The organism is Eubacterium pyruvativorans, assembly GCF_900102225.1.
GTDB lineage: Bacteria > Bacillota > Clostridia > Peptostreptococcales > Anaerovoracaceae > Aminicella > Aminicella pyruvativorans.
Map to the genome: position 1 here is coordinate 1 of NZ_FNBF01000017.1, position 15,833 is coordinate 15,833.

General features: G+C 49.2%; 20 protein-coding genes. All 20 read right to left on the reverse strand.

The genetic code is table 11. From position 1 onward, the window contains the following. Nucleotides 1-272 precede the first annotated feature (272 nt). Nucleotides 273-824 (reverse strand): N-acetylmuramoyl-L-alanine amidase family protein, encoded by a 552-nt coding sequence (locus BLQ24_RS06565; RefSeq protein ID WP_090163901.1) that lies wholly within the window; start codon nt 822-824, stop codon nt 273-275. Then, on the reverse strand, nt 817-1,134 hold the full coding sequence (locus tag BLQ24_RS10500) for a holin (RefSeq protein ID WP_336433271.1): 318 nt from the start codon (nt 1,132-1,134) through the stop codon (nt 817-819). The genes BLQ24_RS06565 and BLQ24_RS10500 overlap by 8 nt, the downstream gene beginning before the upstream one ends. A gap of 3 nt (nt 1,135-1,137) precedes the next feature. Continuing rightward, nucleotides 1,138-1,506, reverse strand: a complete 369-nt coding sequence (locus tag BLQ24_RS06575) for a hypothetical protein (protein ID WP_090163903.1) — start codon at nt 1,504-1,506, stop codon at nt 1,138-1,140. Further along, nucleotides 1,507-2,787: a radical SAM peptide maturase, CXXX-repeat target family gene (locus BLQ24_RS06580; protein ID WP_090163905.1), complete on the reverse strand. Its 1,281-nt coding sequence runs from the start codon at nt 2,785-2,787 to the stop codon at nt 1,507-1,509. Between the two features lie 20 nt (nt 2,788-2,807). Further along, on the reverse strand, nt 2,808-3,164 hold the full coding sequence (locus BLQ24_RS06585) for a hypothetical protein (protein ID WP_090163907.1): 357 nt from the start codon (nt 3,162-3,164) through the stop codon (nt 2,808-2,810). Between the two features lie 10 nt (nt 3,165-3,174). Beyond that, nucleotides 3,175-3,477, reverse strand: a complete 303-nt coding sequence (locus tag BLQ24_RS06590) for a hypothetical protein (RefSeq protein ID WP_090163909.1) — start codon at nt 3,475-3,477, stop codon at nt 3,175-3,177. Between the two features lie 1,029 nt (nt 3,478-4,506). Continuing rightward, nucleotides 4,507-5,766: a hypothetical protein gene (locus BLQ24_RS10215; RefSeq protein ID WP_090163911.1), complete on the reverse strand. Its 1,260-nt coding sequence runs from the start codon at nt 5,764-5,766 to the stop codon at nt 4,507-4,509. 12 nt (nt 5,767-5,778) lie between these two features. Further along, nucleotides 5,779-6,450: a hypothetical protein gene (locus tag BLQ24_RS06600; RefSeq protein WP_090163913.1), complete on the reverse strand. Its 672-nt coding sequence runs from the start codon at nt 6,448-6,450 to the stop codon at nt 5,779-5,781. A gap of 13 nt (nt 6,451-6,463) precedes the next feature. Continuing rightward, nucleotides 6,464-6,724 carry a hypothetical protein gene (locus BLQ24_RS06605; protein WP_090163916.1) on the reverse strand — a complete coding sequence of 87 codons (261 nt, stop codon included), beginning with the start codon at nt 6,722-6,724 and terminating at the stop codon, nt 6,464-6,466. Nucleotides 6,725-6,728: 4 nt separating this feature from the next. Then, nucleotides 6,729-7,061 carry a hypothetical protein gene (locus BLQ24_RS06610; RefSeq protein ID WP_176755877.1) on the reverse strand — a complete coding sequence of 111 codons (333 nt, stop codon included), beginning with the start codon at nt 7,059-7,061 and terminating at the stop codon, nt 6,729-6,731. Between the two features lie 224 nt (nt 7,062-7,285). Then, complete coding sequence (locus tag BLQ24_RS06615; protein ID WP_090163919.1) at nt 7,286-7,678, reverse strand: hypothetical protein; 393 nt, start codon at nt 7,676-7,678, stop codon at nt 7,286-7,288. Nucleotide 7,679: 1 nt separating this feature from the next. Beyond that, the gene (locus tag BLQ24_RS06620; protein ID WP_090163921.1) at nt 7,680-8,228 is read right to left on the reverse strand and encodes a putative phage tail protein; all 549 of its coding nucleotides are present in this window, start codon (nt 8,226-8,228) and stop codon (nt 7,680-7,682) included. Further along, the gene (locus tag BLQ24_RS06625) at nt 8,228-9,400 is read right to left on the reverse strand and encodes a baseplate J/gp47 family protein (RefSeq protein ID WP_090163923.1); all 1,173 of its coding nucleotides are present in this window, start codon (nt 9,398-9,400) and stop codon (nt 8,228-8,230) included. Before BLQ24_RS06625 ends, BLQ24_RS06620 begins: the two co-directional genes overlap by 1 nt. Further along, nucleotides 9,384-9,830, reverse strand: coding sequence for a DUF2634 domain-containing protein (locus BLQ24_RS06630; protein WP_090163925.1), 447 nt, complete (start codon nt 9,828-9,830; stop codon nt 9,384-9,386). The genes BLQ24_RS06625 and BLQ24_RS06630 overlap by 17 nt, the downstream gene beginning before the upstream one ends. Then, nucleotides 9,827-10,159 carry a DUF2577 family protein gene (locus BLQ24_RS06635; protein WP_090163927.1) on the reverse strand — a complete coding sequence of 111 codons (333 nt, stop codon included), beginning with the start codon at nt 10,157-10,159 and terminating at the stop codon, nt 9,827-9,829. Before BLQ24_RS06635 ends, BLQ24_RS06630 begins: the two co-directional genes overlap by 4 nt. Beyond that, nucleotides 10,152-11,717 carry a M23 family metallopeptidase gene (locus BLQ24_RS06640; RefSeq protein WP_090163929.1) on the reverse strand — a complete coding sequence of 522 codons (1,566 nt, stop codon included), beginning with the start codon at nt 11,715-11,717 and terminating at the stop codon, nt 10,152-10,154. The genes BLQ24_RS06635 and BLQ24_RS06640 overlap by 8 nt, the downstream gene beginning before the upstream one ends. 9 nt (nt 11,718-11,726) lie before the next feature. Further along, the gene (locus BLQ24_RS06645; protein ID WP_090163931.1) at nt 11,727-12,614 is read right to left on the reverse strand and encodes a hypothetical protein; all 888 of its coding nucleotides are present in this window, start codon (nt 12,612-12,614) and stop codon (nt 11,727-11,729) included. After that, complete coding sequence (locus BLQ24_RS06650) at nt 12,614-14,686, reverse strand: tape measure protein (RefSeq protein WP_090163934.1); 2,073 nt, start codon at nt 14,684-14,686, stop codon at nt 12,614-12,616. The genes BLQ24_RS06645 and BLQ24_RS06650 overlap by 1 nt, the downstream gene beginning before the upstream one ends. Before the next feature lie 177 nt (nt 14,687-14,863). Then, nucleotides 14,864-15,340 (reverse strand): phage tail assembly chaperone, encoded by a 477-nt coding sequence (locus BLQ24_RS06655; protein WP_336433272.1) that lies wholly within the window; start codon nt 15,338-15,340, stop codon nt 14,864-14,866. A 3-nt stretch (nt 15,341-15,343) separates the two neighbouring features. Then, nucleotides 15,344-15,832: a phage tail tube protein gene (locus tag BLQ24_RS06660; RefSeq protein ID WP_090163938.1), complete on the reverse strand. Its 489-nt coding sequence runs from the start codon at nt 15,830-15,832 to the stop codon at nt 15,344-15,346. Between the last annotated feature and the right edge of the window lies 1 nt (nt 15,833).

Here is a 15,833-nt window from a genome sequence, read left to right on the forward strand (position 1 = left end):
TCACGGCTGAATCTCGGGTTCGAGTCCCGGTGGCGGTACCAACGTTTGAAACCCCGCAAGGCATTGAAATTCAGTGCTTTGCGGGGTTTCTGTTTTATTTTACAATTTCCATTTACCGCTAATTTCAGTTGTAAAAAGGTGCGTTTTGGTGTGCTATGGTGTGCGACCCGATGTGCGACCCATTTTTCAGACTTTATTGACTCGTGGTCAAATATATACAGAAACTGGCAAAACGCACTATCCATTTAAAAGAATTTTTATGCGTATACGCCTTATTTTTTCTTGCCTGTGAATTTGACGCCCAGATAACTGCAAATTCCATGGGCAATACCCCGGCCGTATTCGTCAGCCTTCTTCTCAAAACTCTTCAGGTCCGCCCGGATGCTGCCGCACTCGAAGATGCAGGCAACACCATCACTGTCCTTAAGCTCGTAGAGGTCCGGTCTCTTAGCGAGACCCCGAGATTTACATCCTGTATATTTCTTGACCCATTTCGCCATCTTCTTTGCCATCTTTTTTCCGGAGCCGGAGAGATACAGGGGCAGGATGCCCGCTGGTGCGGGGTAGTAATCACAATGGACAGACACATAGATGTCTGCCCCGGTCCTGTTGGCAAGAAGGACATCACTGACCATGTTTCTATTGTTACCAGAAAACGCATCCGTCTGGACCTGCACCCCGGAGCCACGAAGATACTTGACTGCGGCCTTGGTGATCGGCAGCATAAGAGCCGCCTCCGACTTTCCCTTATAAGTGCAGCCTGGGTCCCACACGCCATTGGTCGTAGTGCCGTGGCCGCAGTTAAGCGCTACCAACTTACTCATTTTTCGCACCCTCTTTCAACTCTCCCTCGTCGTCAGCCTGCGCCGCGATCTCTGCGGCTTTCCGCTCCATTTCCGGTGTGACGTCATCCGCTTTGAGCTCGATGTCGTCCCTGTCATTCGGCTGGACCTCCGGCAGTCCGGCGATGCTCGTCAGAAGGCTCAAAATTGCCGACAGCACTGACGCCGACAGCACCATCCTCCAGTCTACCGCTTCCAGTACTGCCGCTGTTCCAATCGTGGCTACTGCAGTCTGTGCCAATGTCTTCATTGCACGGATTCCGGCTGCTTCAATCCATTTTCTTTCTTTCAAATCCTATTCCCTCCCTTTGAGTTTACGATCCAGGAGATAATCCCGGATTTCTTCCTTCGTGTCTTCCATTTGCGTGATGTTGTTCCCATTTAGGGCATGGTCGAGTAGCGCCAGCATCCCCTTCATGCTCAGATCAATCGCATGGCCCTGCTCCCGCAGAGCCACGTCATGATCCTCCAGTTTTTCCTGTGTTTTTTCTACATCTGCTCTTAACTTGCTCAACTGCGTGTCCCTCTTTGCGTCAGGCGCATGGAGTGATTTCCACCATCCGACAACAACCTTAATCGCCCCGCCTATCGTGATGATTCCTCCGGCGATGATCATCAACCACTGGAATATCGTTGCGGGTGTAATGATAATCTGCGTATGCATTTAATTCCCTCCGGACAATTCCAGTAGCATGTTGTATTCTTCTTCTCCAATGATCGGCGCGGCCCATTCCTCAGGGCAGTGCATTTCAAAATGCTTATCCTCTCCGTGCTTACGATAATACAAATTCCAGAAATACACGTTAGCTAAACTCCGTGCCTTGTGCATCGGGCAGATAAATGTCGCCCGGTGGTCCGCCGTCCCGTAGGTCTGATAGTTATAAGCAGAGCACCATGAGCAACCTTCTGCAATCGGGCAGTTAAAGCACTCATCCGTGGACTGTGTGCGCCGTGTGATGCACCGGAGACATTCTACACGCTTCCGCTCTTCTGGTCTCATCATCATTCCGTTGTCCACGTCACCAATCACCATCGGCTCCTGCTGTCCGCCGAGGGAGGACTCCATGTACCTCAGGCACGGATAAAGTTTTCCGTCCGGGTCAATCGCAAGCATGGATGCATCACCACCGCACCAGTTCTGCACATCCTCCGGGTCCTTTGGTTTGAAAAACGCTTCGTCGAACATGGCGTAATAGTAGTCCTCGTAGTCGTTTTCCAGCATATAATCAGCCACCATCTTCAGCTGTTCGTACAGGATTTTCGCATGGTCGAGCGTCCATCCCTCTTCGTACACGCAGTTGATGTTGATTTCGTCGTACCCCATTTCGAACATGTGTTTCGAAGCATCGAAGGTGTGGGACACATTGGCCGGGGCAAGCGTGATTTTACTGCCCATGTAGTAGCCCTTGCTCATCCAGTCCTTGATAGCGGAATAAGCCAGGTCATAACTCCCGGAGCCGTCCGGGAACACTCTGCAACTGTCGTGCAACTCTTTATTTCCGTCCAGCGTGACAGAGAAACTAAGATGCTGTCTATGTTTCTTCAGAAACTGCTGTACCTTCGGGTCTTTATACAACGTTCCATTGCTACAGATGCTCACCATAAACAGGTTCGCCCACTGGCTGTAGTTCTCCACCGCCTTCTCCCGGAAATAGTCGATAATCTGGTCAATTAAATCTACCTGGAGAAACGGTTCCCCGCCGATAAATTCCAGAATAATTCCCGGGGACTTCTCCGGGTTAATGTACTCGTGGAAACCTTTTTCGCCGGACATGATCAGGTCGATGGACTTTTTCGCAGTTTCCAGGCTCATTACCCGGTGGCCTTTGTTGATCTGATAACAGTAGGAGCAGCACAGGTTACAAGCATCCGTCACCTGGAACGTTACAGGCATGGAAAGCGCATGAATCGGCTTACCGTTAATTGTCTCCGTCTTGCTCCGCATCAGCTCCGGATAGAGCCGTGCTAAGCGATCCTGAAATTGTTCAACGTGTCTCCGCACAGCTCCACCTCGCAATCGCACATCTTCGTAATAGTAAGCACCTTCGTGTTGTATTCCAGCGACCAACTAATCTGATGCCCCGAAAACTCCTTCGGGACGAACTTCTTCTCAAACTCCTTCTTCAACCGTTCATACTGCATCTTCGCTGTGATTTCTGCGTTCTGGTAGCGATTGAAAATATCGCTTGCCAGGAAATCCGGGTCATTCTGATGCTGGTCAAGAAGGAAAGCCACATTGTCCTTCAACGTTTCGTACTCGTAATTTGCCTTCTCGATGGTGTTAACAACGTCCTCGGGGATATCTCTCAAATACTGCTTCATCTTTCCTCCTTTATGCCTGCTTGGACGGTTCTTCCAGTCTGACTTCTGTCACATGGGAATAATCCGTCATGTTGCTGTAGATGTCTGCAACCTTGCCATAGCCATACTTCTTCGCAGTCTTAGCGTCGTCAGTGCTGATTGTAAAATCGGCAACATTCTCCTCCGTAAACGTCGAAATCAGATTCGATACACTCACATCATCGGTCAATGAAATGATGGCATAAAGCTTCTTCGACCCATCAATTTCAGTGGAATACCCTTCACGGAACTTAGCGATAGCGTATGTGGTTCCATCCTTCAGCACAATCTTCATACATTTACCTCTTTCTCTACTTAGTAGTTGTAGTTAATTTACTTGCCATGACTGCGGTACTTTCTCCAGTACAGGCGTTAAAACACGTTGATGAGCAGTTTCCGCTGCATGATAACTTACACGATCCCGAGCATCCCGTATTGCAACCACCGCCACACCCGGTTGAGCAACCAGAACACCCGCTGCACGCCTGACATCCAGTGCATGTGCCCGTGCACCCGGAGCAATCTCCACAACCAGTTTTACAGGCGGCGGTGCATGTCATCGTGCAATCACCGGTACACGTCGCTGAACACAAAGAACAATTGCTCTGACAACCCCCGGTACATCCCGTACATTCAGTAGAGCACCCCGTATCACAGTGACCGCAGCCCGTACATCCACTGCACACCCCGGTACAACCATTAGCAGCGCAGTGCGCCTTACATGTTCCTTCACAATCTCCATAGCATCCACCATCACATCCACCAGTGCAACCACTCCCACAATTCTTTTGGCAATTATTTCCGCATCCGGTACAGCCGGAGCATTTGCCTACACACGGACAGCTTGACGCCATCGCCATCACCTCCTTTTAAGCACTCATAGTTGACCCGGCACAACCAGAGCCACAACTTGCCGTGCACCCCTGGCATCCCGAGTCACACTTACCACTGCAACCATTGCACCCGCCAATGCAACTTCCGGCGCACAGCCCCGTGCAAGCCCCTCTGCATGAGGATGTTTCGCCCTCCATCGTTTCTGACGCATAGCTGTTTACCGCATTAAGGATACTTTCCGGATTTGGCAGGATCTTACCTGCTTGCGTCTTGTCCACTCCGGTAATGTCCTTAATCATAAGCAGGAGATTTACGGTCTTGTCTCCCTGATCTGCAAGGATAACCCCGTCCTTTACAGGTGATGTAGCAAAATCATAGTTTGAGCCGGCGTATTCTTCCAGGCTGCCATACCCTTTACGCCGGCTCATTTCTGATTTCGTTAGAGTTTTAAGGTTGTTCATAGATTCCGCCGTAAAATCACTCAGTTAAATCACCCCCAGACAGACTTGACTGTCGTCCAAGCCTTACTACTTGTATCATAATATTTTGCGATGCCGCCGTTGCCCGTATCTATCCACAGCACGTTAGTTTTTGATGGAGCTTCTGCGGATACGATGACACCTCCGGCTCCGCCGATCATCTCGTTAACTTCGGTTTTTGTGTATACATCCTCTTTGCGGTATGCATCAGTAATACCATAACCGGAGAGCGTTGTTGCTTTGTCTGCTTTCAACGCATTCTTAGCATCCGTCTCTTCTTTTGTATAGGCGTTACCAATCCCATACCCAGCAAGAGTTGTAGCTTTATCAGTTTTCCCGCTCAGCTTTTCGTCGGTCTCTGATTTAGTGTAGGCGTCTGTGGCTTTTATGTATGTTTCATCAATGACATTGCCTTTAGCATCCTGAGTAGCTTTGGTAGCAGTGTCGGCATTGCCCTTCAGCGTAGCATGCACCCCGTCAGGCTGGATTGATGCTACAAGTGAGCCGCCTTTCTTTCCACTTTGATTTTGATAAAAATTCCACGTTCCACCCCATTCATAGAGGTCTACTTGATTATGTCCAGAATATCCAAAATCAATGGCATGGTAATATGTGGAGGCATCTCCTTCGCCACGGAATTTCTTTGATTGAAAGTAATTTGCCTCATCAGTTCCGGTTTCAATTTTGGGAGCTGTAAGTTTTCCGGTCATTGTATCGCCGGATTTGCTGACTTTGCCACTTACTGCTGCATCAACCTCTGCTTTTGTGTAGGATTCAGCGGCCTTTCTGTAAGTCGTGTTGATTGCATTACCTTCAGAGTCATTAGTTGCTTTTTTCGCCGCAGCAACGGTGGCATTGTCCACATATCCCTTGACTGCATCGCCACGAGCGGCGGCGTACTGATAGAGGTTGTATCCATAATGCGCGCCCGGCGACCCTGCCTGTAAAACCAGCTGTCTTTGGTATCTGTACTCAGTGTCGCCGTCAAAGTTGATGTAAACACTTTCCTTTTCACATCCTCCGTTTTCATCAGGAGAAGTAACCCCGCATATTCCTCTGGTGGTAAGTCCAGCGCTTAATGCAGTCCCGGAGAAGATAGCTCCTTTTGGAAACACTAACTGTTCATCACCAATCGATTCAGTAGACTTAGTAGTTCCAATCACGTTGATGTCTTTGTGTACGGTGTGATTTGCTTTACCTGCTATCAATGTTTTCAACTTATCTACCGCCGTTTTTAAGGTGTCTATATTAATCAGCTTTGTAATTGCCAATCAGATCACCACCTATGCAAACAGGCCGTTGATATCGTCGTTTGTTGCCAGGGTAACCTCTTCCGTCTTCAGATACCCAGACAGGTCTACCTGTGTGGTCCCGATCATTTCAAAACTATTCAACTCGGTAAGCCAAATATATTCATTTTTCACATTGGGAGCGGCTCCACCGTTCGGCACGAGATAGATTTTTCCGGTCTCTCCGGTGTCCGGGAGAACGTCTACCGTCACATACTCTCCTGCGATGGCCGCCTGGATCGCTGCGGCAACATCGGCAGCCGTCTGGTATCCTGCGCCATTGGCTAAATCTTTGTTGTCTCTCGGAATGGTCGGGGTGCCCTTCAGATCCGTGTAGTTCCCACTCCACGCTACGGAAGATAAATCTGTATACCATTTCATCAATTGCCCAACGATCACAGCCAGGGAGCTTCCTGGAGAAAGATTCATCCTCGTGGTTGCGCCCGTGGGCGAAATGGTCACACCGGACCCGTCACCACTAACATCAAGCTTGTTGGTAACACTGTTCAACTTCGCAAGCAAATCATCCGTTAAATCGTTTGCGGAAAGCTCCTTGCCCTTCTCCGCCTTTACATATCCGGCAAGCTGCGTTGTGATGAACTGCTTAATCAATGAGTCGTATAAGGCCAACTCCTGGAAATCCAAGATTTTCTCGAATGCCGACATGTGTTTTCCCTTTCTACTTAAAAAGGCTCAGAATGTCTGTGTTCTGGGCCTTTGTCATACCAAACTCTTCAATTCTTCGATTGCCCCGAAGTTCCACTGATTCGATCTGTGGCAGATTCTCTAGGTGGTTGTAATCGGCGAGTGTCCGATCAACCACCATCAGGTTACTCCTGGACAGATCGTATGACCCTTTCGTGTTAAACTCCTTCAAGTCAAACGCATGAGTACACGATATTTCATCCAATTCAAATCTCGCCAAATCTTTTTCATGCATCCATTCACACCTCCTGGTTGAGCAGCGTTTCCTCAATCATCACTCGATAAATGTGGGATCTCAAAGTGTGGCCTGACGGATACTTGATGCAAACCTCAAGTTCTGCCGTTCCGGCGACAAATTTCAGCGTATCCGACTCGGACAGTTCTGTGCTGATTGTATGGTCGTCAGTGCTGATGGTGACATCCTCAGTTTCCTTCCGCACAACCATTGCTCGATTCTGGTAAAACAACACAAGGATCTTCACATCTTCAAGAGATATTTCAGCCGGCAGCTTGAAAATATTCCTGTTCGTGCTCCCACGCTTGATTACGTTGTCCGCAGATTTCATGCTCACAGATCAATTACCCCCATACTGATTTCACCACTGTCCAGGCGGATTTTATCTCGTCGAAATACTTAGCGATTCCACCATTTCTGGTATCGATCCAGAGCATCCTTTTATTGCTCGGAGCAGTGGCCCCCACATATACCCCGGCGCCATCGTTATAGTTGAAAACCGAAGATCGCATCGTTCCTCCTCTCTCCGCAAGAAAAAATGACTTCGGGATCCCGAAGCCACTAATTAATTTTCACGAAACTAAATGACTCAAAAACGATTTCGTGATCTGGTTTTGTCTTGATCCAAATCCGCAAGGCATTGTTCATTGTATCAACTTCCTGGTAGAGATCAACTCTCGATGGATCGGAAGTCCTTCCTTCGAAACACATCCAATCGCCATCAATACCCTCCACAGGGATATCCGTCCGAGCAGCATATCCAGGCACACTGGTGTCGTCTTCCCAAGCGGTGCTCGCAACGCGTAAATCTGTGATTCTCTTAATGCTCTTGTTAGAGGATTCAAGTTCTTTAAGTTTGGCATCGATGATGTCTGCATTGGCGTTCAAATCCTCAATCAACGCAAAGTCGGTTTTTTCGGGCTTTTTCAGACCATAATTTGATGTTGTTTTCACCCTATGCTCCCTTCGTCCAGTCCGTTTCTTTCATGTCAGCCCAGGTTATATCTGAGAGGCTTCCCCAGGTTTTTGGATCATACAGTCCCCACTGGTTGTAAGCAAGTTCCACACCGCAGACAAGATTTGCGGGAAGGATCTCTCTTAACGTGTCGGACACAGTGCCCAGCATGTTTTTGCTCTTCAGAGCAACCTTGACGTTGACCGAGTATTTCCCTGGGTCTACCTTGAGTACAAAGCCCGCCGATCCGCATAAATTAATGAGGATCTCTTGCAGTTTTCGCTCGGAGTAAGGCAGCTGCGTGTTAAGGATCGCGAGAATTGTAAACCGTCTTTCCTCGATCTCTGCCCCCACTGCGGGGCTGATGTGCAGCATTTTCTCATAACGCCGGATTCCCGCTTCATCTGCGGATAGCACAAACATATTGTTGTAGAGGTCCTCCGCTGACGATTCCACTCGAGTAATTTCCGGTTGGTCTCCATAGTCAAAAATATATCGATACTCTCGATATCTGCGCAAAAACTCCGGGAGATAATCAATCAATTTCATTAGCCGGCTCTCCCTTCTGTTATCACCCCGAAAACGGGTATCTGATTCAGCGAAAGCACGATATTATCTGTCCCTCCGTTCAGTGAGCTAATGGAGCAGTCAGCGATGCCATCAACTGAGAGCAAGGCATTTTCGATTCCGCTTTTACGTACAATGATATCGCCGGCTTCCCAATTCTCCCTTAGAGATAGCAGATAAATGCCGATCTGATTCTGAAGATCCGTTTTTACACGGTCAAAATCATACCCTCTCAGATAGGTGATCTTTGCTGTCACGTTTATCGCAACTTCCTCGGCGGCTTCCACAGTAACTCGATGCCCAACCGGTGCCATCCCATATCCAAGTCCGGAGTTCTCCACCGGATCGATCGCAGTTTGCAGGGCGTTAACCATTTCTGCAGTCGGCTTCGCATAGCTGCGGTCGATGAAGACCACTTTAACAGTTCCCCCACCATTCCAGTGCGGTGTGACCTTCACTCCGCCAACATCGGTTTGCGCCAAGCAGAATTCTTTATAATCCGCTATATTCCCTCCAAAGCGGCTTGCTTTGATCGATTCGAAGTACCGTGTCCGGAAGGACTCCACATCTTCAGCGTCATAGGCCATCGTCTGGATCCCAGAGATAGATACGGATTCTAAATCGTCCACAACGGATTCTTCACCAACCTCATCGAGGACCAGGTCGCCCTCCGTTACATTACCAGCGCTCCCAGAAGTTTCGCACTCTGCAAGCCACAGATCTGCAGTCCCCTCAACTTTTGCGTTCACATCAAAGGCAAGGTCCGTGTCTGCAATCATGAATCTACATCCGATGAGGTTAACCGTGGTCGGCGCAGCCTTAATTTTTAAGATGGCCTTTGTGGCATCCCTATAAGCTACCCCTCTTTCCATTGCAATGCGTGTCAGAGCTTCCAGCCCTGCAGTATCAGCAAAGCAGTCATTCTCCAGAATTCTGAGGTAGTCGTAGAGATTCGTCAGCTCAATGGCCACAGGCGCCAGGGCATTATAGATTACAGATCCCTCACGCTTATCAATCGGAAGTCCTCCCTCATCTTCATCAGGGACGTTTTCCAGCATCCGATTAAGAATAAATTCGAATGTCTCGTCCATCGAAAGGTCCGTCGATCCTGCTACAACTTCAGAATCACCGATGCTGTCAATCAGATTCGCCATTCATTCTCACCCCGCTTTCAAACTCTTCTCCGCCATTAATATTGGTGACCACCCTAAACGTCACTAAGAGACTGATGCGATCTTTGTAAAGTTCAAAATCTGTAACATCGGAAATCCGATCATCCTCCAGCAGAGTGTCTCGGATATCGTCTTCGATCTCTGCATAAGCGAGGGGGATTGGATCCCCGATCAGATCATATATCTCCGTCCCAAAATCATCTGAATAGATCTCATGCTCCCCACGCATCGTCTGCAGCATGACCCAAACAGCCTGCTTTACGGCGTCAAGATCATCAATCATCTTCGATGATATGGTTTCTGTATCCGGATCGAGAAGCCAGGTAAGTCCCGGCTGGGTGGAGTCGGAATCTGTATCTAATGTGTCGTCATCAATATCATCCGTTAGGATTTCATTATAAACAGGTGTCATTGTTTCACCACCTTATCTATCACAAGGAACTCCTGGCCGCCAGGCTTCACAAGCATGACAACTTTGTCACCAACCTTAATTTTTTTCGGAACCAAGACATACCCGCCGTACTGATTATCCTTCACTGCAAGTTGATGCTCTTCTGTATCGTACAAAAATCGAGCTGTGGGGACCAGAAAATCTTTGTCTAAAACCAGTGTGCCCCACTGGATCTTCAGTGGAGCTAAAGACTTGATCTTTCCGTACACAATATCTGCCGGCCGGCCGGATTCGGCCGCCATCTTTCCAGCTCGTTTGACCGCACGATACAAGTCATTCATGTCATGCATTAAACTTCCCTCCGATAACCTTGAGATCCATCGTGTGGATTGCGCCTTCGAAATTATGCGTGACCGATTCCACCACCATCATTCCGGCATGTTTTTTCTTCCCGCCTTTCCCGATCTCGGTATCATTTAATTTAAGCGTGACGTAGACGAGGGATCCTCCGCGAATCGATATGTCGCCCGGGCAACCCTTGAGTGTCAGAGATCTCTGTGCGCTTCCATATAGCCCGGATAAGATCTTCGCCCTGGTCATAATATTTTTCGTTCCTTTTTCATCTGTTTTCTCTGTATAAACAAGCGTCCCCCACTTCGCCTGTAGAGCGGTGTTGTTGCGTACCCACACTTTCCGGGTACCGCTGGAGGAATCGTCCTTATACAGCTTAATGCAGGTGTAAGTTCCATCATCGATAGAAGCATTGTACTCAAAGTCTTCGAGCTGCTCTGCGTCAATGTAGACGTTCGATTTCATTTTAGCGAGAGATTTCAGCGTGATCTTTCCGAACTCGTCATAGAGCACATACAACTTCTGCGTGTGTGCTGTGGTCATGTCCGCATATTCCCCCAAGGCGTCAAAGATTGTTCCGTCCACGATCTTCGCAGGATGCACCCAGCGGGTGTTTTCTACCGTCCCCGTTTTTAGTCCATATTTTTTACAGATCTGCTTCAACGCCGCAGAGTAGGTTCCCTTTTTCAACTTAAGCAGATCTTTATTTTTGAAATATCGGAGCTGATCATAGTAGGTCAAACTTGCTTCACCTTCCGCAGTCTGAGAGAAGTGAAACAGAAATCCGAGGAATATATTTTTCCCGTTATATCGGAGCCGAACAGCATCCCCCAGAGAAAGCTTCAGTTTTCCGTCGAGCAACACTGTGATCGTCATTTTCCCTGGAGAATCCCGGCGAGTCCATTCAATAGTGACGTGCCCTTTTACTACAGGCTCGAATAGCGATTCACCGTGCTGCATTAAAACTTCAACGCCTGTCTTTTCCACAGATTTGTACGTGTACAACGCTGTGGGCTTCCGCTTCCCGACTTTCCCTGATACCGACTTTACTTTGATCTTAGTGATTGGCTTGTTCTTCTTTACCGGCGTTTTCTTCCCAGCAGCCGAGTATGCCGGACTCGTTCTACTTACGGATCCCCCTGTATAGGATCCCTTCGTATCGGACGATCGAACATGGCTAAGAGGATTTACCCTCTGACCGTTAATGTGCATCCCGAAGTGCAGATGCGGCCCCGTACTGGCCCCGGTGTTGCCGGAAGCGGCGATAACCTGACCCGCACTCACAATTTGTCCTACACCAACTTTCCGGCGGCTCAGGTGACCATAGAACGTGTGGACTCCGCCCCCATGATCAATCTCAACATAATTCCCGTAGCCCCCGAACCAGCAGGACCGGACAACCCTCCCGGATCGAGCAGCGATAACAGCCGTGCCTACTGGGCACCCGATATCCACACCGTCGTGATTAGTCGACCCGATCCCCCCCGGGCTCCTTCGTGGCCCGAAGCCGGAGGTGATTGTTTTCGAAGACGGAACAGGCCAAATAAACGTACTCATCTATCCTCCTTATCTATTGTGCCTCTTCTTATAGGCATTGATGAGAACGGTGCGCTGCGACTTGGAAAGGCTGTTGTACACGCCTGTAAAGTCCTTCTGGATCGCCTTTGCAGTGACAGGTTTCGCTTTCGGACTGTAAGTTACCGCCGGCAGATGAATTGTGATTCCTGCCGGCAGCCGTTTTGACTTCCAGTCTGAAGTAACGCCGCTGTAATGCTTTATCCCAAGTTTCTTTGCCGCTTTCTTAAGAGCGTCCTTGTTTGCTTTAATTGCGACATTAGCCCAGGTGTCGCCATAACCATAAACCCGCTTACAAATTTGCCACAGCGTTTCGCCTTTCTTCGTTTTGATCGTACTCTTGTAGCGCTTCTTTCGCTTCCGCTTCTTGCCTTTGGAGAACTTCACCGTCTTACCGTTGCGCTTTTTCAGCTTGATCGTTTTTGTCCCCCATTTTTGCCACAGCTTAAAGGTACACTCAACGATCCAGTCGAACCCTTCCTCCGCATCTTCCTTGATCTTGTAATCCTCGAGCGACACGGAGATTGTTTCATGCTTGAAATTAATCGTAGTTGCCATTCCCTCAGGACGACTTTCTCCAAATTCCCGGATGATAGTCAAATCAAAACCCGTCTGGCGATCCCTCTTCTTAAGGCTCTCGAGTTTATCCAAAAACTCTTGCGCAGGGACAAAGCCGTCCTCGTACTGAATCCATGCGACATTAAGCGGCTTATTGGGGAGCCTGAATTCCATCGTAATTTCGGTGAGCCCCGGATATTTTATCCGGGTGATTTCTCTCCCGTTAGCGAGATCCACCTTTTCATTTCGGTTGTTGATGGTCGTATCAATGGTAGCCGGCGCAACAGGGAACAGCATTTTGTCGACGTAGATCCTATACATTAGTTCGCACCAACCCCTTCTGCGGAAGTGTCCAGCTTCTCGTTGAGCCCTGTCGTGATCTTGTCGACCACGACATCAACGAATCCATCGATATCCTGCTTATTGTTGAAGTAGTTCTTCATTCCTTTCATGTCCAGCTTCACGGTTGCGTTGAGAACCTTACCAACAGCACGCTTCTCCGCCAGTTTCCGGATCAGTGAGAGATCCGACGCTGCACTTTGTACAGCACTGCTCATCTTGTGGCTCCCCGTCCCACGACTTGCACTTGTCCTCGAGCCTTTCGTCCCTTTCGTGGCCGTCGTTGCTTTGCTCGGCGCCGCCTTAAAGCTTTTCACGCCCTGCTTAAGTGTTTTGTTGACGCTGGATACATTTGGGGCGATGGTCGCCCACTTTCGGTCCCCCCATGCTGCGCCATTCGCATAAGCTGCACTCGCCCAACCGCCCTTGAAGGCATTACCGCCTTGCGCAAGGTATGCGCCTTTAGCTGATTTTGCGATAGAAACATATTGTTTCCTGGTTTTTGCTTTCGAGGCCTTGCTGCGGAAAGAACCGGCGGCCGCCCGAAGGCCACTAACATCCAGCTTGACGAATGGCAGCTTGCTTAGCCCGTCGGCAATATCGGCGATGACGGACAAGGCATTCGCCCTCAGACTGTAGAACTCAGAAGCAACTCTTCCGAGCGCATTGTGGAAGGCGATATTTATGTTTTGTGATGTCGCACCGGCGGCTCCTCCGATCGCAGCCATGATTGAAAAAAATGACTTTCCCAAGTTAATGAAAAAACGGATGAGCACATTAACCCATCCACAGATCACTCCGAATGTGGTTGTTGCCACGCCTCCCGCATAGGCTATATGCCCAGCGAAAAGAACAACCGCCGCGGCTGCGGCAAGTGTAGCCGCTATAATCCAAGTCAGCGGGCAGGCAAGCAGTGCGGCGTTATATCCGTATTGTGCTCCGGTTTCCATGAACGTCATCTCGGCTTCTTCTCCCCGCACTGCAGCGGTCATTGCTGTCCTCGCCGCGGCGATAGTCTGCAGTCCATTTTGAATGCCCTGCACAGTATTAAGTACTACAAGGGCTGTCGCATAGGCGCCGATTGCCCCCGCAACTCCGATCGCTATGGGCTTAATGGTGTCCCAATTGTTGGCAATGGCGTTTATGAGATTGAGGAGCGGCTGTGATGCGTTTTGGATGTGATTGATTGTGGTGGTCACCACATCACCCCAAGTCATTGGCATCCTCGCAAACCGGGCGTTGACTTGATCCTGTGAAGCGAATACCGCATTTTTCACAATGTCGGCAGACAGTTTCCCTTCGGCAGCCATGCTTCTAATCTGTCCTATTGGAACATTCATATAATCAGCAATGGACTGGATCAGATTCGGGGCCTGCTCGAAAATCGAGTTCAGCTCATCGCCACGCAGTACTCCGGATCCAAGGGCCTGCGACAGCTGCAGTTCAGCATTCGCTGCTTCCTCTGTCGTGGCGCCGGCGATCTTCATCTGCTTTTGGATAATACTCGCGAACTGCACAACTTCGGCGGACGAACCAAAAGCGTCTTTCGCATTGTTTCCAAACCTCGCAACGACAGACCCCATGGAGTCGAAAGACCCTCGGGCATCTTGTGCACTGTTATAAATCATCTGCATCAGTTCGTTCGTCGACTGCGCACCGTCATTCATTAGATCGACTCGCGCACGCATCGTCGCAAGATTATCCGACGCACCGGCGATAGCCTTAATTCCCTGTAGACCCGCATAAGCAGAAACAAGACCCATCATCTTACCAGTCAGACCGCTTGCGGCATTTCCTCCGGTCGCGAACGACCGATTCAAATTTTCCTGCGCAGACCGGGACCGATCAATCGAAGCGGACAGTTCGTCAAGCTGCGCCCTGGCCTGCCCAAGTTCAGAATGCGCCGTCCGGAGCGCCGCAGTGTTAATGATATTCTGCGAAGCCGCATTTGCGTGATCCATGGAAGTTATCATACTATCGACAGAGGATATGATGTTTTTAATCGGGCCGGACATTCGATCCGCAAGATTGATTGTCGTTTGAATTGTTGCCATCCTACTTCCTCAGTTTTCTATCTGCGTCCCTCTGCTGTTTTTCGCATTCCTTTTCGTAAAGTTCTATTGCTGCAATCACGAACGCCTTCTCACGCTGCGGTAGATTCAAGAATTCATGTGGGAGAATGTTGAACTTGAGAAGACAGTAAGATGCCAGTTCGCTCTCCCCGTCTTCTCTTATGAGTTTTTTGCTTTTTCTACGTCCTCCTCCAGCGGCGCAAATCCGTTGAACGCCTGCAGGAATTCGCCGAACTCGCTAAACTCTCCGGGGTTGTCCACCATTCTGGTAAGCAACTCCCATGCGTCCCCTGCATCATAAGAATCCTGCAGTGCCTTGTCATTCAGATTCGGCTCGACCACGGACGCACACATAAGGCGCACCAGATATTTCTGGTTGTCCAGCTTGGGCCGGAACATGTTCGGTTTCCCCGGGACCTTCACATCACGTGTACAATCGTCCATGATCTCATTATTTTCCTCCGTCGTAAGTGGTCTAATGGTCCACTCGAGCGGGTTCCCGTCATGATCGCAAAGCGACTTTGTCACTGCAAACTTTGCGTTTGCACGTTCTTTCTTGTTAGATCGCATAAAAAGAGACAGATCTGACATTTTCATCCTCCTAATTCTTTGGGGCGCCGAAGCGCCCACACGCATATGCTACATACTCATCCCAGGGAGGAGGGTAAATTCCTGGCCCATTTTAACGGACTCAAAGGTAAAATCCATCTCCTCTTCAAGGGGATCGTCACTATCAGCATCGAAAGCGGCAATCACGGCAGAGTCAAAGTTGCAGTTGATCAAAGTAATGTCCTGACGACCAGATTTCGATGTAGGGTCTTCATTGATGATCTGCATATCAAAATAAAAGTCTTCCCCTGTCGCCATGAATTCCAGCATCTTTCTACGGAAGAAACTGGAATTGTAATGGAACTTGGCAGAACCGGATCCCTTCCAGGATGTGGATTTGTGCCCCTTCCCCGTCTGCCCGAGAATAGGCACTTCCTTCTTCTCCTTCTCCACCTTGGCGGACACATTAATGGCATTCATTGCGTTATAGCGTTCGTCACCAATGGTGATGAAGCACTTCGCCATGTGTGCATTTACGGTATCCGCGCCAAGCATGGTCACCCAGTTATCGTTAGGCATT